This is a genomic window from Pseudoalteromonas sp. NCIMB 1079, assembly GCF_040567695.1.
Classification (GTDB): Bacteria; Pseudomonadota; Gammaproteobacteria; order Enterobacterales; family Alteromonadaceae; genus Pseudoalteromonas; species Pseudoalteromonas distincta.
The window spans coordinates 17,093-35,962 of sequence record NZ_JBEWZA010000002.1 but is presented as its reverse complement, the minus strand read 5'-3'; the positions used below and the strand labels follow the sequence as shown (position 1 = coordinate 35,962).

The 18,870-nt window shown below is 41.0% G+C and carries 16 protein-coding genes; 5 read left to right on the top strand and 11 right to left on the bottom strand.

The genetic code is table 11. The annotated features are described in order from the left end of the window. Nucleotides 1-11 precede the first annotated feature (11 nt). Complete coding sequence (locus tag ABX891_RS17000; protein ID WP_354630166.1) at nt 12-1,082, top strand: YeiH family protein; 1,071 nt, start codon at nt 12-14, stop codon at nt 1,080-1,082. A 29-nt stretch (nt 1,083-1,111) separates the two neighbouring features. On the opposite strand, the gene ABX891_RS16995 is transcribed toward ABX891_RS17000, so the two are convergent. Both ABX891_RS16995 and ABX891_RS16990 read right to left on the bottom strand, forming a co-directional pair. Further along, the gene (locus tag ABX891_RS16995; protein WP_165744168.1) at nt 1,112-2,419 is read right to left on the bottom strand and encodes a DASH family cryptochrome; all 1,308 of its coding nucleotides are present in this window, start codon (nt 2,417-2,419) and stop codon (nt 1,112-1,114) included. 119 nt (nt 2,420-2,538) lie between these two features. Further along, nucleotides 2,539-4,266 (bottom strand): DUF885 domain-containing protein, encoded by a 1,728-nt coding sequence (locus ABX891_RS16990; protein ID WP_165744167.1) that lies wholly within the window; start codon nt 4,264-4,266, stop codon nt 2,539-2,541. A gap of 227 nt (nt 4,267-4,493) precedes the next feature. On the opposite strand from ABX891_RS16990, the gene ABX891_RS16985 reads away from it, so the two are divergent. The 3 genes from ABX891_RS16985 to ABX891_RS16975 all read left to right on the top strand — a co-directional run bounded on the left by ABX891_RS16985 (nt 4,494) and on the right by ABX891_RS16975 (nt 6,471). Continuing rightward, nucleotides 4,494-5,081: a DUF4202 domain-containing protein gene (locus tag ABX891_RS16985; RefSeq protein WP_197099081.1), complete on the top strand. Its 588-nt coding sequence runs from the start codon at nt 4,494-4,496 to the stop codon at nt 5,079-5,081. Nucleotides 5,082-5,108: 27 nt separating this feature from the next. Beyond that, nucleotides 5,109-5,612, top strand: coding sequence for a TFIIB-type zinc ribbon-containing protein (locus tag ABX891_RS16980; RefSeq protein WP_354630165.1), 504 nt, complete (start codon nt 5,109-5,111; stop codon nt 5,610-5,612). A 100-nt stretch (nt 5,613-5,712) separates the two neighbouring features. Then, nucleotides 5,713-6,471, top strand: coding sequence for a hypothetical protein (locus ABX891_RS16975; protein WP_354630164.1), 759 nt, complete (start codon nt 5,713-5,715; stop codon nt 6,469-6,471). A gap of 227 nt (nt 6,472-6,698) precedes the next feature. Here ABX891_RS16975 and der read toward each other — a convergent pair whose 3' ends face one another. The 9 genes from der to ndk form a co-directional block, all read right to left on the bottom strand. Continuing rightward, a complete protein-coding gene (der, locus tag ABX891_RS16970) occupies nt 6,699-8,165 on the bottom strand; it encodes a ribosome biogenesis GTPase Der (protein WP_354630163.1) in 1,467 nt (488 codons plus the stop codon). Between the two features lie 74 nt (nt 8,166-8,239). Continuing rightward, nucleotides 8,240-9,418, bottom strand: a complete 1,179-nt coding sequence (bamB, locus tag ABX891_RS16965; RefSeq protein ID WP_354630162.1) for an outer membrane protein assembly factor BamB — start codon at nt 9,416-9,418, stop codon at nt 8,240-8,242. 10 nt (nt 9,419-9,428) lie between these two features. Continuing rightward, nucleotides 9,429-10,049, bottom strand: coding sequence for a YfgM family protein (locus tag ABX891_RS16960; protein ID WP_354630161.1), 621 nt, complete (start codon nt 10,047-10,049; stop codon nt 9,429-9,431). A gap of 19 nt (nt 10,050-10,068) precedes the next feature. Further along, nucleotides 10,069-11,349, bottom strand: a complete 1,281-nt coding sequence (gene hisS, locus ABX891_RS16955; protein ID WP_354630160.1) for a histidine--tRNA ligase — start codon at nt 11,347-11,349, stop codon at nt 10,069-10,071. Between the two features lie 136 nt (nt 11,350-11,485). Further along, complete coding sequence (ispG, locus tag ABX891_RS16950; RefSeq protein ID WP_165744163.1) at nt 11,486-12,604, bottom strand: flavodoxin-dependent (E)-4-hydroxy-3-methylbut-2-enyl-diphosphate synthase; 1,119 nt, start codon at nt 12,602-12,604, stop codon at nt 11,486-11,488. Nucleotides 12,605-12,609: 5 nt separating this feature from the next. Then, entirely contained in the window at nt 12,610-13,476 is an 867-nt protein-coding gene (locus ABX891_RS16945; RefSeq protein WP_354630159.1) for a RodZ domain-containing protein, read from the bottom strand. Further along, nucleotides 13,473-15,311: a type IV pilus biogenesis/stability protein PilW gene (gene pilW / locus ABX891_RS16940; RefSeq protein WP_354630158.1), complete on the bottom strand. Its 1,839-nt coding sequence runs from the start codon at nt 15,309-15,311 to the stop codon at nt 13,473-13,475. Before pilW ends, ABX891_RS16945 begins: the two co-directional genes overlap by 4 nt. Nucleotides 15,312-15,438: 127 nt before the next feature. After that, on the bottom strand, nt 15,439-16,569 hold the full coding sequence (gene rlmN / locus ABX891_RS16935; RefSeq protein WP_149592712.1) for a dual-specificity RNA methyltransferase RlmN: 1,131 nt from the start codon (nt 16,567-16,569) through the stop codon (nt 15,439-15,441). Between the two features lie 169 nt (nt 16,570-16,738). Further along, entirely contained in the window at nt 16,739-17,170 is a 432-nt protein-coding gene (ndk, locus tag ABX891_RS16930; protein WP_007377442.1) for a nucleoside-diphosphate kinase, read from the bottom strand. A gap of 275 nt (nt 17,171-17,445) precedes the next feature. On the opposite strand from ndk, the gene trhP reads away from it, so the two are divergent. Further along, on the top strand, nt 17,446-18,840 hold the full coding sequence (gene trhP, locus ABX891_RS16925; protein WP_354630157.1) for a prephenate-dependent tRNA uridine(34) hydroxylase TrhP: 1,395 nt from the start codon (nt 17,446-17,448) through the stop codon (nt 18,838-18,840). Nucleotides 18,841-18,870 lie beyond the last annotated feature (30 nt).

Genomic DNA, 18,870 nt, shown 5'->3' with positions numbered 1-18,870 from the left:
GAGAGAATATTATGCTTAGCGCTATTAAAAATTTGGGTATTAATACTAAGCAATACGGCGATACGCGCTGGTGGTTAGGTATGGTGCTGGTGGTTGTTTTGGCGGGAGCATCTGTTGCATTAAGTAAGTTATCCATAATGCAAAGTGCGCAATTTAGCTCTTTAACTATTGGTATAGTGCTTGGCATTATTGTGGGTAACAGTGTGTTTTCGCGTATTGCTACGCAAACCGATATAGGTGTTGATTACGCTAAAAGTATATTGCTTAAAGCGGGGGTTGTGTTGTTTGGGTTTAGAATTACCTTTGCGCAAGTAGCGGGCGTAGGCTGGGAAGGCTTATTAACCGATGTTGTAATGCTGTTAGGCACATTTATTTTGGCAGTGCAGCTAGGTAAGCGCGTATTTAAGCTTGATGAACAAACAACCATATTAATTGGCGCGGGTAGTTCTATTTGTGGTGCCGCTGCGGTTATGGCAACTGAGCCTGTAATAAAAGCACAGGCGCATAAAGTATCGGTAGCGGTGGCAACGGTGGTGGTGTTTGGCACGTTAAGCATGTTCGCCTACCCAATTATGTTTGATTACATGGGGCTGAGTGAACACGCTTACGGTATTTTTGTAGGCTCAACTATTCATGAAGTAGCGCAAGTGGTTGCAGCGGGCACTGCTGTAAGCGCCAATGCTGCAGATACCGCCGTTATAGAAAAAATGCTAAGGGTGATGATGCTTGCACCATTTTTAGTGGGCTTATCGTTTTGGCAAAGTAAAAAGCATGCTAAAACAAACAATAACGAGCATGGCGGCGAGCAAAAAGCAGGTATTACGATCCCTTGGTTTGCGGTGTTATTTATTGTGGCAAGTGGTGTACATTCGCTATCAGTTATTCCTCAAGTGGCTACAAGCGCAGTTGTTTGGTTTGATAATATATTACTCACCATTGCGATGGTGGCTTTAGGCTTACGCACACATGTAGGGGCAATTCGCCAAGCGGGTATTAAACCGCTGTTACTGGCGCTGTGTTTATTTTTGTTTTTAACATTGGGTGGTTACGCTATTAATATAGGCATTGCTGAGCTGTTTTAAACGTTACTTTGTAAAAGTTGATTGGCGGTTTAAATTGGCCAATCAACTTCGTTTAAGGTATCCAGCTGCGTGCTGGTATTTTCATTGCCTTGCCATTTATTAGTGTAAACAGCGTGCGGGTCAAACTGTAACGTTTGTTTTTCAATATTGAAGTGCCTACCACCACGCGGATCAACGCCTACACCTACTATATATTGCCAATTACCCCAATTAGCGGCTACATCGTAATCAATCAATTGTTGTTCAAAATAAGCTGCCCCATAGCGCCAATCAAGGCCAAGCTCGTTCACTAAGCAGCTTGCTGCAATTTGCCTTGCTCTATTTGATATATAACCCGTAGCGTTTAGCTCGTTCATAATGGCATTGACTAATGGGTAGGGTGTTGAGCCATTACACCATGCAGCAAAGCGGTTTGGCATAAATGTAGTAAGGGGTTTTGTTTGCTTTTGGCCTTTAAAATTAAACAGGCTTTTACCTGCCTTAAGTGCATGCCATTTAAAATATTCTCGCCATAGCAATTCAAATTTAATCCAGTAAGTAGACTCGTTTGTTATTTGGTTATGTTCGTACGCCTCAACTGCTTTATAAACTTGCCGCGCACTTACACAGCCAAAAGCAAGCCAGGTACTAAATTTTGTGGTGTTATTAAAGCCATCAAGCTCGTTTCGAGTTATTTTATAAGTACTTGGTAGTAAACCTGAAAAGTATTGCTTTAAGTGTGTTTGCGCACTTTTAAACCCGCCATGCATTACACCATTATTTGCTATACGCTCTAAAGGTTTTTTAGCGCACAGGGTTATTGGCTGAGGGAGCAAACCGTTTGGTAATGTTGAAAGTGAAATGGGGCTAGTGGCGGCCTCTACCTTTTTACGAAACGGGGTAAAGTGTTTAGGTAATTCGCTTAAATCAAAGGGGAGGTCACTTTGCTTAAAGAGCGTGTCTTGCTGCGCCCCTGTAAACTGTACATTGGGGCAATGTGCTTTGAGTAAGTTTATTTGGCGTTGCTCGTACAGGCCAAATTGCTCGCTGTATACAACTTCATCAATATTTTGCTTATTAATACGCGCTTTCAAAAGCGATACAGGTTCCCCTTCAAGCACATGCAGGGTTTGCCCGCGCTCAATAAGTGCTTGTTGGAGTTCGTACAAGCTTTGCATTAAAAACTGCTGTTTATGCACGCCATACGGCTTTTGTTGATAGTTATTATTTTTAAACCAGTGCGGGTTTATTACAAATACAATATCGAGCGCACATTGCTTAGTAGCAAGTTCGCTTAAAATAGGGTTGTCGTCTATTCGTAAATCGTTTTGTAGCCAATATAAAATGCGTTTGCTCATAGGTTTACTCAGGTTTTTGTAATCATTAACTTTACGAAGCAAAAGCGGGTAGGGATTAGTTTTGAGGTGTTTAAGAGGGTTTTAAAAAGAGGCGGCAAATAATACCGCCTCCTTTAATGTTAAATAGCCGATTTTTGTTTTGCTATCCAATCGTTTATTACGTCTTCTAATACTTCCATAGGCAGCGAGCCTTGGCCGATAACGGTGTCGTGAAAGCTGCGAATATCAAACTTAGCCCCGAGTTCTTTTTCGGCTTTTGCACGCAGTTCGCGTATTTTTATTTCGCCCATTTTGTACGAAAGCGCTTGGCCTGGCCATGATATATAACGATCTATTTGATCCTCCACCGCGCTTTGTGGCAAAGCAGTGTGATCTGCCAAGTAGTCAATTGCCTTTTGGCGGCTCCAGCCAAATGCATGAATACCGGTATCAACAACGAGTCTCACGGCGCGCCACATTTCGTAACCTAAACGACCAAAGTCGCTGTATGGGTCTTGATAAAAGCCGGCTTCTTTACCTAAGCGTTCGGTGTAAAGTGCCCAGCCTTCGCCAAATGCTGAGTGGCTAAGTGTGCGTCTAAATTCGGGTACATTTAACTCCATTGCAATAGCGTTTTGTAAATGGTGCCCTGGTATTGCCTCGTGCAGGCTTAGCGCTTCTAAATTATACAAAGGTTGCAACTTAGGTGTTGAGGCTAAAAAGTAAGTGCCAGGGGAGCGGTTATCAGCAGGTGGCATATAAAACGCGCCGCGACTCGCTGAGCCTTTTATAGTAAAGGTGTTTCGCGGTAAATGATTAAAGTAGGTGGGTAACTTGCCATACATTTTTTGCGTAATAAAGGCTGTTTTTTCAAGCAGGTCTTGCGCGTCTGTTGCGTAAAATTGCTCATCGGTCGCTAAAAATTCTAAAAACTCAGCATACGTGCTATCAAAACCTACTTTATCAATGATGTTTTGCATTTGCGTTTTTATACGCGCCACTTCTTTTAAGCCAAGCTCATGAATTTGCTTTGGTGTGGCATTGGTTGTGGTGTAGTAATTAACTGCATATTTGTAATACTCAAGCCCGCCTTTAACGCTTGAAATACCTGGCTGCGCTCTACAGTTAGGCATGTAGTCGTTTTCAAAAAAGTCGTAAAAGTGCTGATAAGCCGGTACTACTTTTGAGCTAATTAAGGCTTTTGCTTTGTTTTGGTATGTGGCCTTTTGCTCTGCTGTAAACGTATTTGGTATACGTGTAAAGGGCTCGTATAAGGCACTGTTTTCAGGTTGCTTAACAATATGAGCGTTAATGCTCTGGCTGTAATTTTTAAATGTTTTGCAGTAGTGCGTATACCCCAGTTCAATTCCTTCCTTCATCAAGTTAATGTTTTCTTGATTAAAGCGAGGGTAGTCGGCAAGGCTTACTAAAAATGCGTTGTAATCATCAGGTGTTAAAAATGCCATATTAGCCGGTGCTTCGGCAAAGTAGGTATGCCAGCCACTTAAAAAGTTAACCTGAAAATACTTATCTTGAAAAAGGTAACTTTGCTGCTCTGTTTCTCGCTCGTATTTAAATAAACGGTAGTTCATTAATTGCGAGCTGCTCAGCGTTTTAGGATCTATTTTACTTAAGCTTTTTAATACATTGTTATTATAAGCTTGGCGCTTTGCAATGGCTTGTTCGGTCCAATTTGGTAATGTACCACTGGGTTTCCAACCATCAGGGTCGGTACGAAAGAATATTTTTTCGGCTTTTGCATTTTGCCAATGGTTATCAATAATGGTTTTTAAATCTGCATTGCTATCGGCTGCGCTCGGCAGTGATGCTACAGCTAAGCAAATAGCTAAAATTGTTTTTTTAAACATATTATTCTCATTTTTAGCGCGTTAATTTTTATTAGTTTACGCACATGTGTCATTTTTGTTTTTAATATAGTACCAAGTTAACCTTATCAATGCGCTTACTTTTATAACCAGTATCAATCGGTTTTACTTTTGATTGAACAAATTTCACCGCTGAAGTGAGTGGGCCACTAGTTTATTGTTTTATCAGCGTTTAGAATGACTAAAACTAATTACAATAAAAGACTGTCATGTTTAATAAAGTAATAGCGCTGATTGATGAAGCTAATAACCTAGACCCTAATACTGAGCAGTACAATGGGCAAAGCTTTCCAAAAGAGTATTTATACGCCTTGCGTATGAGCGAAATGTTAACTCGCTTTAAACCTAACGCCGATGCACTCATGCAAGTTGCAGTGCGCGCACAGCATATTCAGCGTTGGAAGTCGCCACGTAGCGACTTTGAAATGAACAAGCAGGGTTATCATCAATGGCGCAGCGCACTTTATATTTTTCATGCGTCACTAGCCGTTGAATTAATGAAACAGGCTGGGTTTAACGATACGGACCAAAACCGTGTTTATAACGCTGTTGCTAAAAAAGATATTAAGCGCAATCCAGATAGCCAACTAGTTGAAGATGTAGCAAGTTTGGTATTTATTGAGCACTACATGCTTGGGTTTGCCAATGCAAAACCAGATTACAATGAAGAAAAATGGATTGGTATTATTCGTCGTACATGGCAAAAAATGTCAGATGAAGCCCATGAGTTTGTACTTGCAGGTAATATTACGTTACCGGCGCCGCTTGTTGGGCTTATTCACAAAGCACTTGAGTAAAAGAAAATAAATAAAAAGGAATTTTAAATGTATTGTCCTCGTAGTAATACGCCACTTGAACCTTTACTTGTTGGCGGGATTACTGTTTTTACGTCAGCGCAAGGCGGCGTATTTTTTGATAACAGCCAAATTTTTAAGTTTAGCTCGCCGGAGTTAAAGCATGCTCAGGTTTTACTTAAGTATTTGAGTAATTATACCGAAGGTGAGGGCGAAGTCTCATCGCGAGTAAATTGCCCTAAATGTTTAAGTATTGTGATGATGCGCCGGTATTTTTCGCCGCTTAAAGTGGTTGAAATAGACGAATGCCCAGGTTGTGCAGGCATATGGCTTGATAGCGGCGAGCTGGCAAAAATACACGAAAACCATTTAACCCCCCGAGAGCGAAAGCTGTTAGCCCACGAAATGGCAACCAATCATGGGTTTATAACTATTAAGCCGCCAAAATCAAAGTATTACCCCAGAGCGCCTAAAAATGTTCAAGACACGACAGTTGAACGGCTGGTGCAATTAGCATTACTTAACTTTGAATAATAAAGTAGTCTTGAATGCTACATTAATTTTAAGCTCGCAAGTGCTGCTAATAAAAGCATGACTTGCCAAGAACAAATTTTAAAACCAAGGAAGGCTGAGTATGAAGGATTATAAGCGTAAAACTGCACTGCAATTTTACTGTGTGCTACTGGCGTGTGTTTTGACATCAGGCTGTGATTTTTTATTTGATAAAGCACATGGCTATCGTGGGCCCATTGTTGTGACGATTGAAACAGAAGATGGCTCAGTGCCAGAATTGCCTTTTTTGATAAAGTCGGCCTATTCAGAGTCGTGTGGTCATAGTAGCTGTGGTATTGATTTTGGTTATAAGTATTTTAAAGCTGCCTATGCTAATGAGCCAATTACCTTCCCACGGGAGCGTTTGGATTTATTACAGCCCAACGCCTATGCATCGATTGAGTTTACGGTTACCCATCCTAATTATCACCAAGGCGGATTTCCGCGAGGTTTTGGGCCCACCGATGCTGATGACCCTATTCATATTACGTTTACCGTTAAGCCGTTTGCTGAACAAATGAATAAAGTAGCTGGCTGGGCGACTGGCCCTAAACAAGACATGCAAAACTTTACACCTGATAGCAGGGAATATAAAAAAGCAGACATAAGGTATCTCCAAGCGCGCTTTAATTTAGGAAAGACGATTAAAAGGCACATTACGGTGATCAAAACTATGTACTTACCTCATTTTTCAAAACGTATGCAACAACGGGTGATTGAAAAGTATCAACCGATTTTTAGAGCCTGGTATTACGGCGTACCTGAAACGGATTGTTGGAACAAAATGACTTGCCAAGAACATATTTTAAAGCCAAGGGAAGCTGAATATGAAGGATTATAAGCGTACTTATCTGCAATAATACTTAATCATTTTGCGGAGCTAAATATGTCGCTCCCTGCATTAAAAATTCTCATTTGAACCACTAAATAGCGAATTTTTTGCCTAGCTAGCAACACGTTTTTCAAATCTCAAAATAGATCACTTAATTAAGCTAATTGGTATAAAGCATAAAAAACGGCGTACTAAAAAGTACGCCGTTTTTTTGTAATAAATTAACTCTAACGAATTTATTTATTACGGTTTTCTTTTGCAAAGGCACGTATTTTACGTTTTTGCGAAAGCGTTACTTTATTAGTTCGCCCTGCAAATGGGTTATCACCTTCTCTAAATTCAATTTTGATTGGGGTGCCCATAATTTTAAGTGCTTTACGGTAGTAGTTCATCAGGTAGCGTTTATAACTATCTGGTAAATCGTGAACTTGGTTACCATGAATTACGATACGTGGCGGGTTGTAACCACCGGCATGCGCATATTTAAGCTTAACACGACGACCACGAACAAGCGGCGGCTGGTGATCGGCCTGTGCCATGTCCATAATACGGCGAAGCATTGCGGTGCTAATACGCTTAGTTGCTGACTCGTACGCTTCATCAACCGATTCAAATAAATGACCAACACCTGTACCGTGAAGTGCAGATATAAAGTGTAAGCGTGCAAAGTCAATAAAGCCTAAACGGCGATCAAGCTCTGTTTTAATACGATCTTTAACGTAGTCGTCAAGGCCATCCCATTTATTAACGGCAATAACCAGCGAACGACCTGAGTTAAGAGCAAAACCTAATAAGCTTAAGTCTTGATCAGAAATACCATCGCGCGCATCCACAACAAGTAAAACCACGTTACAATCTTCGATTGCTTGTAATGTTTTAATTACTGAGAACTTTTCAACTACGTCACTTACTTTTTTACGCTTACGAACACCGGCTGTGTCAATTAACACATACTCTTTGTCGTTACGCGTCATTGGAATATAAATAGAATCGCGCGTTGTACCTGGCATGTCGTATACAATTACGCGATCTTCACCCAGTATACGGTTTGTAAGTGTTGACTTACCAACGTTAGGGCGACCAATAATAGCAAGCTTTACAGGTTTGTCTGCAAACGCTTGATGATCGGTATCATCACCTTCGCCTTCTTCGTAAAGATTAATAAGCTCTTCGTCATCACCTGTTACTTCTTCATCTTGAGCAGCTAGTTCAGCAATAAGCGGCTGAAGTGTTTGTTCAAGTAATAGGGTAATACCACGGCCATGTGCAGCTGCAATGTGATGTATTTCACCTAATGATAATTGGTAAAATTCAGCACAGTTTGAATCTGCATCAATGCCATCGGTTTTATTGGCAACAACAAAGCACTTTTTCTCTTGTTTACGCAAGTGATTAGCAATGGCTTGGTCAGCTACGGTCATACCTACACGAGCATCTACTAAAAACAGAACAATGTCGGCTTCTTCAATGGCTAGCAGAGATTGATCTGCCATTTCGATTTCGATGCCTTCTTCTGAGCCATCAATACCGCCCGTGTCTACCACGATAAATTCATAGCCATCGTAACTAGCTTGGCCATATTTTCTATCTCGTGTTAAACCTGGAAAATCGGCTACGAGTGCATCACGAGTACGTGTTAAACGGTTAAATAATGTGGACTTGCCCACATTGGGTCGCCCAACTAGAGCGATCACGGGAAGCATAAACTACCTCTTTAAAAAACAACAAAAGGCTTCGCAGTGCGAAGCCTTAAAAAAACCATATGACTATTAGTAACTTAGTTTGGCATTTTTACCATACTAACTTCACCATCACGGGTGTATAAAATTAGCTTATCGTCGGCAACAACTGGCTCAACAAAAAAGCCCGAGCTGTCAAAGTCTTCACGAGATACTAGCTCGCCAGTTTCTTTATTTAGCCAATGTAGGTTACCTTCTTGGTCGCCTAAAGCTAAGTGGCTACCTGCAACTGCAGGGCCTGTTAGGTACCAACCGCGTAGAGCGGGTTGGCTCCAACGTTCAATACCTGAATTTTTATCTAATGCGTAAATAACACCATCGCTATCTACTAAATAAATTGTTTGTGCATCCATCGCAATTTCGCGGTAGCTGCTGTACTCGCGTTTCCATACAACATTGCCAGAGCGAATATCTACAGCGGCTAAGTTGCCGTTGTAAGCTATAGCGTAAGCGTATGGACCGCTAATAAGTGGTTGAGTGTCTACGTCAACTAGGCGTTCAAATTCTGATGCGCCTTTAGCAACCGCAATTTCTGTGCTCCATGCTGAGTAACCACTGTCTGAAATTAAAACGCTTAGCTTGCCTGTTTCAAGGCCTACTAATACACCACCGTTAGCAACAGTTGGCGAGCTTTGTCCGCGTAATGTTAGTGGTGGAACTTCTTGTTCAAAACTCCAACGCTCTTCGCCCGTATCTGGGTGAAGGGCTAACAATTTACCAGAGCCTAAATTTACAAATATTAAGCCATCGCCTGCTGTCGGTTTAGACAGTGATTCGCCTGGTACATTCTTACGCCAAACTTCTTCACCGGTTTCGCGATCAAGAGCAATAATAAAGCCGTGTTCAGAACCTATATAAATTTTACCATAGGCTTGCAAAATACCACCTGATAATTTTGCATTACCATTGTCAGCCCATGGCCAAAACGATAAATCTTGGCGTACATCGGTTTCCCACTTCGTATCGCCGTTAGTAAGCGAAAGCGCTTCTACTTGGCCTTCGCGGCTAGCAACATATACAGTATCTTTGTAAACTGCGGGTGTTAAACGAGAAAAGTAATGCTCTACGCCATCACCTACAGATTCTTGCCAAACAACGTCAGTTTCAAATTGGTTTACAATTTCAGGAAGTACTAGTTCATCTTCATCATCACTTGATGAACAACCCATCAGTGTTGCCATACATAGGGCAAGGGCTGCTGTTGTAAATTTTTTCATACCTAAAACCTTATGCCGCTGGGCTAGTTACTGCTAGGTCATCTAACTTAATTTGTAATAGTGGGTTACTTGTTAATCCACCCGCATCTATTGCTGCTTGGTATGCAGTACGTGCTTGATCTTTATTACCTTGCTGTGTGTAAATGTCGCCTTTAAGCTCGGCAACGTTTGCATTGAATGCTTCAGGTAATGGTGCATTTAATGTAGTTAATGCATCGTCATAGTTAGTTTGTGCAATTTGAATTCGCGCTAAACGTGTAATCGCAATTGCTTTTAATTCTGTATTTTCAGTATTAGACATTATCCAGCTTAACTTTTCGCTTGCTACGTCTAATTTTTTTGCCTCTACAGCGTCTTTTGCAGCAACAAATGCAGCAAGTGTTGCGTAGTTTGTATCTTTATTTTCGCTAATAAACGCATCAGCTGAAGATAATACATCATCACTTTCAACAAGCGCTGTATATGAATCTGATGCTTTTTCAGCGGTAGTAATTTGATTTTGGTTATATGCTTTCCAGCCATATAAGCCACCAAGGCCAACAAGTATGCCTAGTGCAAGTGAAATGCCGTTTTCACGGAAAAAGCGTTTAATGGCTTCTGCTTGTTGTTCTTCTGTTGAATAAATATCCATTCTTACCTCTAATGTTCGCTTAGCCGTTAATAAGCTCAGCTAATAGCGCTTTAGCTTGTTCTAATTCTAATGTGACTTGTTCTTTACGCTCGCGTAAATACTTGATGGTCACAACGCCTTTTTCTAATTCATCTTCACCAATAATCACTGCAACAAGTGCATCGCTTTTATCAGCACGTTTTAATTGTTTTTTAAAGTTGCCGCCGCCCGCATGCACCATAACGCGTAAACCCGGTACGTCTTTACGTAGTTGCGCTGCAATTGCAGGAGCTTGAATGCTTGCTTTGTCGCCCATTGCTGCTAAATATACATCAGCATTACGACGAATGTCACCTACACACTCAAGCGCTTGTAGTAATAACACTAAGCGCTCTAGACCCATTGCAAAACCAACTGCTGGCGTTGCTTTGCCGCCAAGTTGCTCAACTAAGCCGTCGTAACGACCACCAGCACATACAGTGCCTTGTGCGCCCAAACTATCGGTTACCCATTCAAATACGGTACGGTTGTAGTAGTCTAAACCACGTACTAACTTTTCATTAACCGTATATGAGACGCCAGCAGCGTCTAAACGTTCACATAAATTTTCAAAATGTTCTTTTGATTCAGCGTCTAAGTTTTCAGACAATTTAGGCGCATCAGTTAAAATTGCTTGTACGTCTGGGTTTTTGCTATCAAGTACGCGTAATGGGTTTGAATACATACGACGTTTTGAGTCTTCATCAAGCACATCAATGTGTTGCTCAAGGTAGGCTACTAACGCATCACGGTAATCTGCACGCGCTTCGTTAGACCCTAAAGAATTTAGCTCTAGACGAACGTGCTCTGTAATACCAAAGGCTTCCCATAGTTGCGCTGTTAATAAAATAACTTCTGCGTCTATGTCGGCTGTGGCAATACCAAATGTTTCTAAACCAAATTGGTGAAACTGACGGTAACGACCTTTTTGCGGACGCTCGTGACGAAACATTGGACCCATGTACCAAAGGCGTTGTTCTTGGTTATATAGTAAGCCATTTTGGTTGCTAGCACGTACGCATACTGCGGTGCCTTCTGGGCGAAGTGTTAATAAGTCGCCATTGCGATCGGCAAAGGTGTACATTTCTTTTTCTACTATATCGGTAACTTCACCAATAGAGCGTTTAAATAAGTCGGTTGATTCTACAATAGGAAAACGAATTTCTTGATAACCGAACGATGCTACTGTCTCGCGTAAAATGCTTTCTACTTTCTGCCAAACTTGTGTATCGCCCGGCAGACAATCGTTCATACCGCGAACTGCCTGAATTTGTTTTGCCACTGATAAATCCTAAATGCTGTTTATGTGTAATAAAAAATGCTTACACAACAAGAATGCTAAAAATTGACCCGCTATTATAGCGTTCTGGTCATAAAGGTAAACGCCAAACACCGCTGTTTGGCGCTTTATACGGTATTTATTCGACTATTTTAATATCGATAGGTGTTTGCTGCTCTTTTTGAGCAATAAAGTCGCGCACGTAGCCTTCGAGCTGGTCAACAATGTTGTTGTTGTCAATACGCGCTTTTTGGCGCTCACCATTAATGTATAAACCTGAGCGACGGTTTGCACCGGCAAGGCCAATATCACTCACAAGGGCTTCACCTGGGCCGTTTACAACACAGCCAATTACCGAAACCGATACAGGCTCAATAATATCTTCAAGGCGCTCTTCTAGCTGGTTCATGGTGCTTACTACATCAAACTCTTGACGAGAACAGCTTGGGCAGGCAATAAAGTTAATACCGCGCGAACGTATGCGCAGCGATTTTAAAATATCAAAACCTACTTTAATTTCTTGAACAGGGTCAGCTGCAAGCGACACTCGCAGTGTATCGCCAATACCTTCGGCAAGTAGCATACCTAAACCTACGGCTGATTTAACCGAGCCTGAGCGCATGCCGCCCGCTTCGGTAATACCTAAATGCAGTGGTTGGTCTATTTCTTTAGCGAGTAAGCGATAGGCGCCTATCGCTAAAAATACGTCTGATGCTTTTACCGATATTTTAAATTGGTCAAAATCAAGGCGGCGTAATATATCTACATGGCGCATTGCTGATTCTAATAAGGCTTCAGGTGTAGGCTCGCCATATTTTTCTTGTAAGTCGCGCTCAAGTGAGCCGCCATTTACACCAATACGAATAGGAATGTTATGCTCGCGAGCCGAATCGACCACAGCTCTTATACGCTCTTCGCTACCTATATTACCTGGGTTTATGCGCAGACAATCTACGCCGTACTTTGCCACTTTTAAGGCTATACGGTAATCAAAGTGAATATCGGCTACTAGCGGAATAGTCACTTGTTCTTTAATACTTTTAAACGCTTCAGCTGCGTCCATAGTCGGTACTGATACACGCACTATGTCGGCACCTGCATCTTGTATTGCCTGAATTTGTGCAACGGTTGCATCAACATCCATGGTGTCGGTATTGGTCATTGATTGCACAGCAATAGGGGCGCCGTCACCAATAGGGACGTTACCTACATTGATACGGGTGGATTTTCTGCGTTTAATTGGGGATTCTGAAAACATAGCGACTACTCTGCTAGTGGTAATGTAAATTTGGCTAAACGGTTTTTAGGAAATGCAGAAACATCTACAGGTTCGCCGTTTAAAGTAATGTCTACAGCGTCATGCTTACCAAGCACAACTGAAAAAGGAGGCGTTCCGCTTACGGTCATAATGTAGCCTGCTTTTTTAACGCCGAATGCTATTTTTTCGCCTTCGCCATCGTAAATTTCAACCCAACTTTCGCCGTTAAAGTTCATAACAATTGTACTGCTAGCATCTTCTTGGCTTTCGTTGTTAGATGTAATAGGAGCCGTTTCTGTAACGGCTTCTGAGCTTGTTGATGTTTCAAGCGTATCTTTTGATTCTAATAGTGATTCGTCGTTAATTTCGGCTTGTTGCTGTTGCTGTAAAATACTGGGTTGAGCTGCTTGTCGTTCACTCATTATTGAGTTGGCAACGTTTATTTTACTGGTTTGCTCTTCAATGGGGGTAGCGTTTTGCCAAAACCATAAAGCAGATGAGCCAATAACAATCGCTAAAATTAAATAACTAAAAAACATTAAACGGTTGTCGCTTGCTTCTTTTTCTGTTCGGCGCGAAAAGCTTTGCATATTAGCGGGCTTGGTCGGCTCTGGTGGGGCCGGCATCATTGCTAATATAGGTGCGCTATCGACTTTTAATTCACGGCAATAATTTTTTATATAGCCTTTAACAAAAGTGATAGGGCCTAGTAACGCAAATTCATCATTTTCAAGGCGTTTAATTTGAAGTTCAGACAGCTTTAACGGTGCAGCGATAGTTGCGATGCTAACGTTTGCTTGCTCTCTATGATTTTTTAGTATTTGGCCTACAGTCGGCTGTTCGCTCTGTGTTTGCGTATTTTCTTCATTCATAATGTGTATGAGTCTGGATCCACTAGTAAAAGTCTGTGCCCTGGTTTTAATGCTATATCAGGACTTAATTTATTCCATCGCATTAATTCATCAATTAATACATGCCGCTGGGTAGCTATATCGTAAAGGGAATCACCAGCTTTAATTTCGTAATAAATATTAGGATCGTTTAGGTATATTTTACTTCCATTCATTACCCGATCCGACTCTTTTAAACCATTCCATTGCAGGAGTTTTTGTAGTTTAACATTGTATCGCACCGAAATGCTAAATAGGTTTTCGCCAACAGCAATTACATGAAATGGCACGCGTAAAGGCGATACTTTAGGATTAAGCATTGGAAGCTCAGTTTTTTGCACTGCTTCGTAGCTTTTAAATTCAATATCAGCATTATTTTGATAGTTGCTGTTTTCAAAAACGGTTGTATTTTTAGTCGCTTCGTAGAATACCACGTCACTACTGTTTTTTTGATTCGTAACTGCAGGTGCAGAATTACTGTAGTTACTAGTTTGCTGCGAATTAAACTGGCCTGTTTTAGGTGCGCCAAACGATATTATTGTTACCTCGTCATCGGCTTTAGCCGGTTGTTTTGTCGCTATAACTTCTTTTTGAGGTTCTAAAACGGGTTGCGCTTTTTCAGGCGCTGCTACTATAGAATCTGCAGAGTCGTGCTCAGTAGTAAGTGCAAGCATAACAGCCGATGTATCGGTAGGGGTACTTGGCGCGACGACTTTAGGAGCTTCTTCTTTTTGGGTCGTTACTTGTTTTGCTATTACGGTTGCTTCGTCGGTTTGCGTAATGAGCGTATTTGGCAATGCTTGAGCTTGCTTTTCTCTTGCTATAACTGGATTTACATCTTGGTTATTTGCTGTTGCGAGCTTTTTATCTGTTTTTTGCTCGTTGTTTGTTACCAAGCTTGTTGACCCGTCCTCTGGCGAACGTTTCTTTCTTATAACTTTTATTTTTGGTTTTGAACTAACGTGCGCGCCGCTTGCGTCATTTTTTAGTTCTTTTAACTGCGCTTTACGGTATTTTTCTCGCAGTATTTCAAACTCATTAAAACGTGTTCTTTTCTCTTTTAACGCATAGGCTTCGTTGCTGGTAGAGTAAGTTTGCAAAATAGTGTTTGAAATTTTTTCAGCTTCTTCAATTCTGCCCATTCGGTTTTTTACAAGATAGCTAAGCATTAATGCGCGAGAAGATACTCGACCCGTACTTTCATAGCGTTTTAAAAGTTCACTGGCTTTGTACAAGTCACTTTTAGCGTAATACAGTGCGGCTAAGCTAATTAATGTAGATGTACGCTGAGAGCTGTGATTAAGTGCCTGTTGAAAGTAGCTTTCTGCATTTTCAAAATCATCAAATTCAATAGCACACAAGGCTAAATTTTCGTAGCTTTCGGCAACACGAATATAACTTGGTACTTCAATGGCTTTTAAAAATTGATCAGTTGCACGATCGTATTCATCAATACCACATAAAAACACACCGTAGTTATTGAGGGTGTTAGGATCGTCTGGCTTGATTTCAAGTGCTTTTTGGTAGGCTTTATCAGCTAGCGGGTTTTCGCCCACTTGTTGGTAGTAATAAGCAAGAGAGTAATGTACTTCAGGTAGGTCAGGAGCAAATGCTGCTGCACGTTCTAAATTGTATTTGGCTTGAGAATTATTACCCGTTTTTAAATACTGTAGGGCTAAAGCAATTCGTGTTCGTGCTGCGCCAGTATTATTAACTTTATTTTCGACGACGGGTTTATTACTGCCGTTATAACTACTTTCGCTCACACAACCACTTAGGGCAAGTGTTGATAGTGTTATAGCAAGTATAGATCGCATTACCTTGTCTCTTTATTTTTGTCCATAGCGTCTATATTACCTAAAAGCTTTTACGTTGCATCATTTATTTAAAAATAAACGACTTAAGTGCTCACAGGTTTAATTAACATGCGAGCACTTAATGCAATTATGCCTGATGAATATTCACGCTAATAGCGTTATCTTCGCGCATTTTCTTTTTCGCCATACGTTTAGTGCGGTCAACTACATCACCAGCTAATTGCCCACACGCTGCGTCAATATCGTCACCACGAGTACGACGAACAATACATGTAACGCCAGCGGCTTGTAATACTTTTGAAAAACGGTCAATACGACTATTGCTCGAACGTGTATATTCGTTACCAGGGAATGGATTAAACGGAATTAGGTTAACCTTAGATGGAGTACCTTTGAGCGTTTGAACTAAAGCATGCGCTTGATCAGTGCTGTCGTTTACGCCATTAAGCATTACGTATTCAATTGTAACGTCTTTATTTGCTTTAGAGCCATCAATGTAACGACGACATGCTGCTAAAAACTCTTCAATAGGGTACTTTTTATTAATAGGCACTAAAATATCACGCAGTGCGTTATCTGGTGCGTGAAGTGAAATAGCAAGTGCTACGTCAATCTTCTCTTTTAATAAATCAAGTGCAGGTACTACACCCGATGTACTTAATGTTACACGGCGCTTAGATAAGCCAAAGCCCCAGTCGTCCATCATTAATTCCATAGCTGGTACTACGTTTTTAACGTTAAGTAATGGCTCGCCCATACCCATCATTACTACGTTAGTAACAGGGCGTTTTTCGCTGTTGCCATCAAGGCCAATATCTTTAGCTACGCGCCATACTTGGCCAATAATTTCTGATACTTTTAAGTTGCGGTTAAAGCCTTGTTGGGCGGTAGAACAAAACGTACATTCTAAAGCACAGCCAACTTGTGAAGATACACATAACGTTGCACGTTCTTTTTCTGGGATCCACACAGCTTCTACTTCTTGGCCGCCTTCAAGTACTAATGCGTATTTGATTGTGCCGTCGCTTGCTTGTTGGCGAACAGATATTTCTGGCGCTACAATTTCGCATTCGTTTTTAAGTTTTTCTTTAAGCTTTTTATTTACGTTGCTCATTTCGTCGAAGTTATCTACGCCAAAATGATAAATCCATTTCATCACCTGGTCGCCACGAAATGGCTTTTCACCGAACGATACAAATAGCTCGCGCATTGCATCTCGGTTTAAATCTAATAAGTTAATCTTTTTTTGCTCGGTCATGAAACAACCTCAATCGGTGACGGTGGAGATAAAAATTTACAAGTACGAATTGTACACAATTCACTCAGTTTAATCATTAAGTAAAATATCAAAAATGTACTTATGAATACTTTACGTAATGACTAAAAAAGGGCCCGAAAGCCCTTTTCATTTTGTTAACGAATTCGAATTAACGAGTACGTGAACAAAGCTCTTCGTCAGCGAAGAAGTACGCGATTTCGCGAGCAGCAGATTCAACAGCATCAGAACCGTGAACAGCATTTTCGTCGATGCTATCAGCGTAGTCTGCACGTAAAGTGCCAGCTAGTGCTTCAGCAGGGTTAGTAGCACCCATGATTTCACGGTTTTTAAGAACAGCGTTTTCGCCTTCAAGAACTGTAACCATTACTGGACCAGATGTCATGAAAGATACTAAAGCGCCAAAGAAAGGACGTTCGCTGTGCTCTGCGTAGAAACCTTCAGCTTTCTCTTGTGAAAGGTGAACCATTTTAGCTGCAACGATTTTAAGGCCAGCAGATTCGAAACGGTTGTAGATAGCGCCAATGTGGTTTTTAGCAACTGCGTCTGGTTTTACGATTGAGAAAGTACGCTCTAAAGCCATCTTTATGCTCCAATAATTTTAAGTAAAAGTGTGAATATTAACGGGCGCGAATTATACGCGCTTTAACTGAAAAATCCTAATTTTATTAAAAACCAGTTTGATTGCTGTTTTATGATCTCGATCAAATTTAAATTATTAGCCATATTTATACTGCTGCGCTTGTGTTTATGTATTTTTCAATAACACCAATTTCACTGGATTAATGCTTAATTTTTCAATCAAATTGGTAAAACTCATGCAACTGGTTTAAACCCAGTTCGATGTATGGAGCGCACATGTTACCCGTTATTTCTTCAATGCCTTTTATTCCTTTTATTCCTGAATTATTATGCCCCGCAGGCAGTTTAAAAAACATGCGCTACGCGTTTGCTTATGGCGCAGATGCGGTTTATGCGGGGCAGCCTCGTTATAGCTTGCGTGTGCGTAATAATGAGTTTGACCTAGACACTCTGCAAGTCGGCATTAGTGAAGCCCATGCGCAAAATAAAAAGTTTTATGTGGTGTCTAATATTGCGCCGCATAATGCCAAAGTTAAATCGTATTTACGTGATATAGAACCGGTTATTGCGATGCAGCCCGATGCGCTGATTATGTCAGACCCTGGTTTGATTATGCTTGTTCGTGAAAAATGGCCAGCCATGCCTATTCACTTATCAGTACAGGCGAATGCGGTAAATTACGCAAGTGTACAATTTTGGGCAAAACAGGGGATTGAACGTGTTATTTTATCACGGGAGCTGTCGCTCGAAGAAATAACCGAAATACGCACACTCTGCCCAGACACCGAACTTGAAGTGTTTGTACATGGTGCGCTTTGTATGGCGTATTCGGGGCGTTGTTTGCTCTCTGGTTACATAAATAAGCGCGATCCAAATCAAGGCACGTGTACTAATGCATGTAGATGGGATTATGATGTAAAACCAGGGGTTGAAAACGAAACCGGCGAAATGGTGCATAAAATTGACCCCAAACAGGTGATTCCTACTCTGGGTGAAGGCGCGCCAAGTAACGATGTATTTATGCTAGAGGAACAAGGTCGCCCTGGTGAGTATATGCCTGCGTTTGAGGATGAACACGGCACGTATATTATGAACTCAAAAGATTTACGCGCAGTACAATACGTAGAGCAGTTAACAGAAATGGGGGTACATAGTTTAAAAATAGAAGGGCGTACTAAGTCATTTTATTATGTAGCGCGCACAGCACAAGTTTATCGCAAAGCAATAGACGATGCTGTTGCGGGTAAACCATTTGATAATAACTTATTTAAAACTCTCGAAAATCTAGCGCATCGTGGTTATACAGAAGGCTTTTTAAAACGCCATGCCCATCAAGATTATCAAAACTATGAGTACGGTCATTCTGTATCAACTAAACAGCAATTTGTGGGTGAAGTACTTGGGCGCTGCGAAAATGGATTAGTTGAAATAGACGTTAAAAATAAATTTTGTATAGGTCACTCCTTAGAGCTTATGACACCACAAGGTAACTTTACTTTTAAGCTTGAATATATGGAAAACAAAAAGGGCGAAAGTATTAGCGATGCTAAAGGCTCTGGTCACATTGTAAAAATACCGCTAAATGAAGGCATTAACTTTGCGCATGCTATTTTAATGCGTAATCTTGAGGAACACCAAGATACTCGTAATCCATTTAAACAAGCTGTTTAGCTACAGCTGAATATAGTTTTTTCAAAAAAC

Excerpts from the sequence above, each read along its gene's own strand:
- ABX891_RS17000 (WP_354630166.1), top strand. The coding sequence starts at position 12 with ATGCTTAGCGCTATTAAAAATTTGGGTATTAATACTAAGCAATACGGC.
- ABX891_RS16995 (WP_165744168.1), bottom strand. The coding sequence starts at position 2,419 with ATGAGCAAACGCATTTTATATTGGCTACAAAACGATTTACGAATAGAC.
- ABX891_RS16990 (WP_165744167.1), bottom strand. The coding sequence starts at position 4,266 with ATGTTTAAAAAAACAATTTTAGCTATTTGCTTAGCTGTAGCATCACTG.
- ABX891_RS16985 (WP_197099081.1), top strand. The coding sequence starts at position 4,494 with ATGTTTAATAAAGTAATAGCGCTGATTGATGAAGCTAATAACCTAGAC.
- ABX891_RS16980 (WP_354630165.1), top strand. The coding sequence starts at position 5,109 with ATGTATTGTCCTCGTAGTAATACGCCACTTGAACCTTTACTTGTTGGC.
- ABX891_RS16975 (WP_354630164.1), top strand. The coding sequence starts at position 5,713 with ATGAAGGATTATAAGCGTAAAACTGCACTGCAATTTTACTGTGTGCTA.
- der (WP_354630163.1), bottom strand. The coding sequence starts at position 8,165 with ATGCTTCCCGTGATCGCTCTAGTTGGGCGACCCAATGTGGGCAAGTCC.
- bamB (WP_354630162.1), bottom strand. The coding sequence starts at position 9,418 with ATGAAAAAATTTACAACAGCAGCCCTTGCCCTATGTATGGCAACACTG.
- ABX891_RS16960 (WP_354630161.1), bottom strand. The coding sequence starts at position 10,049 with ATGGATATTTATTCAACAGAAGAACAACAAGCAGAAGCCATTAAACGC.
- ispG (WP_165744163.1), bottom strand. The coding sequence starts at position 12,604 with ATGTTTTCAGAATCCCCAATTAAACGCAGAAAATCCACCCGTATCAAT.
- ABX891_RS16945 (WP_354630159.1), bottom strand. The coding sequence starts at position 13,476 with ATGAATGAAGAAAATACGCAAACACAGAGCGAACAGCCGACTGTAGGC.
- pilW (WP_354630158.1), bottom strand. The coding sequence starts at position 15,311 with ATGCGATCTATACTTGCTATAACACTATCAACACTTGCCCTAAGTGGT.
- rlmN (WP_149592712.1), bottom strand. The coding sequence starts at position 16,569 with ATGACCGAGCAAAAAAAGATTAACTTATTAGATTTAAACCGAGATGCA.
- ndk (WP_007377442.1), bottom strand. The coding sequence starts at position 17,170 with ATGGCTTTAGAGCGTACTTTCTCAATCGTAAAACCAGACGCAGTTGCT.
- trhP (WP_354630157.1), top strand. The coding sequence starts at position 17,446 with ATGTTACCCGTTATTTCTTCAATGCCTTTTATTCCTTTTATTCCTGAA.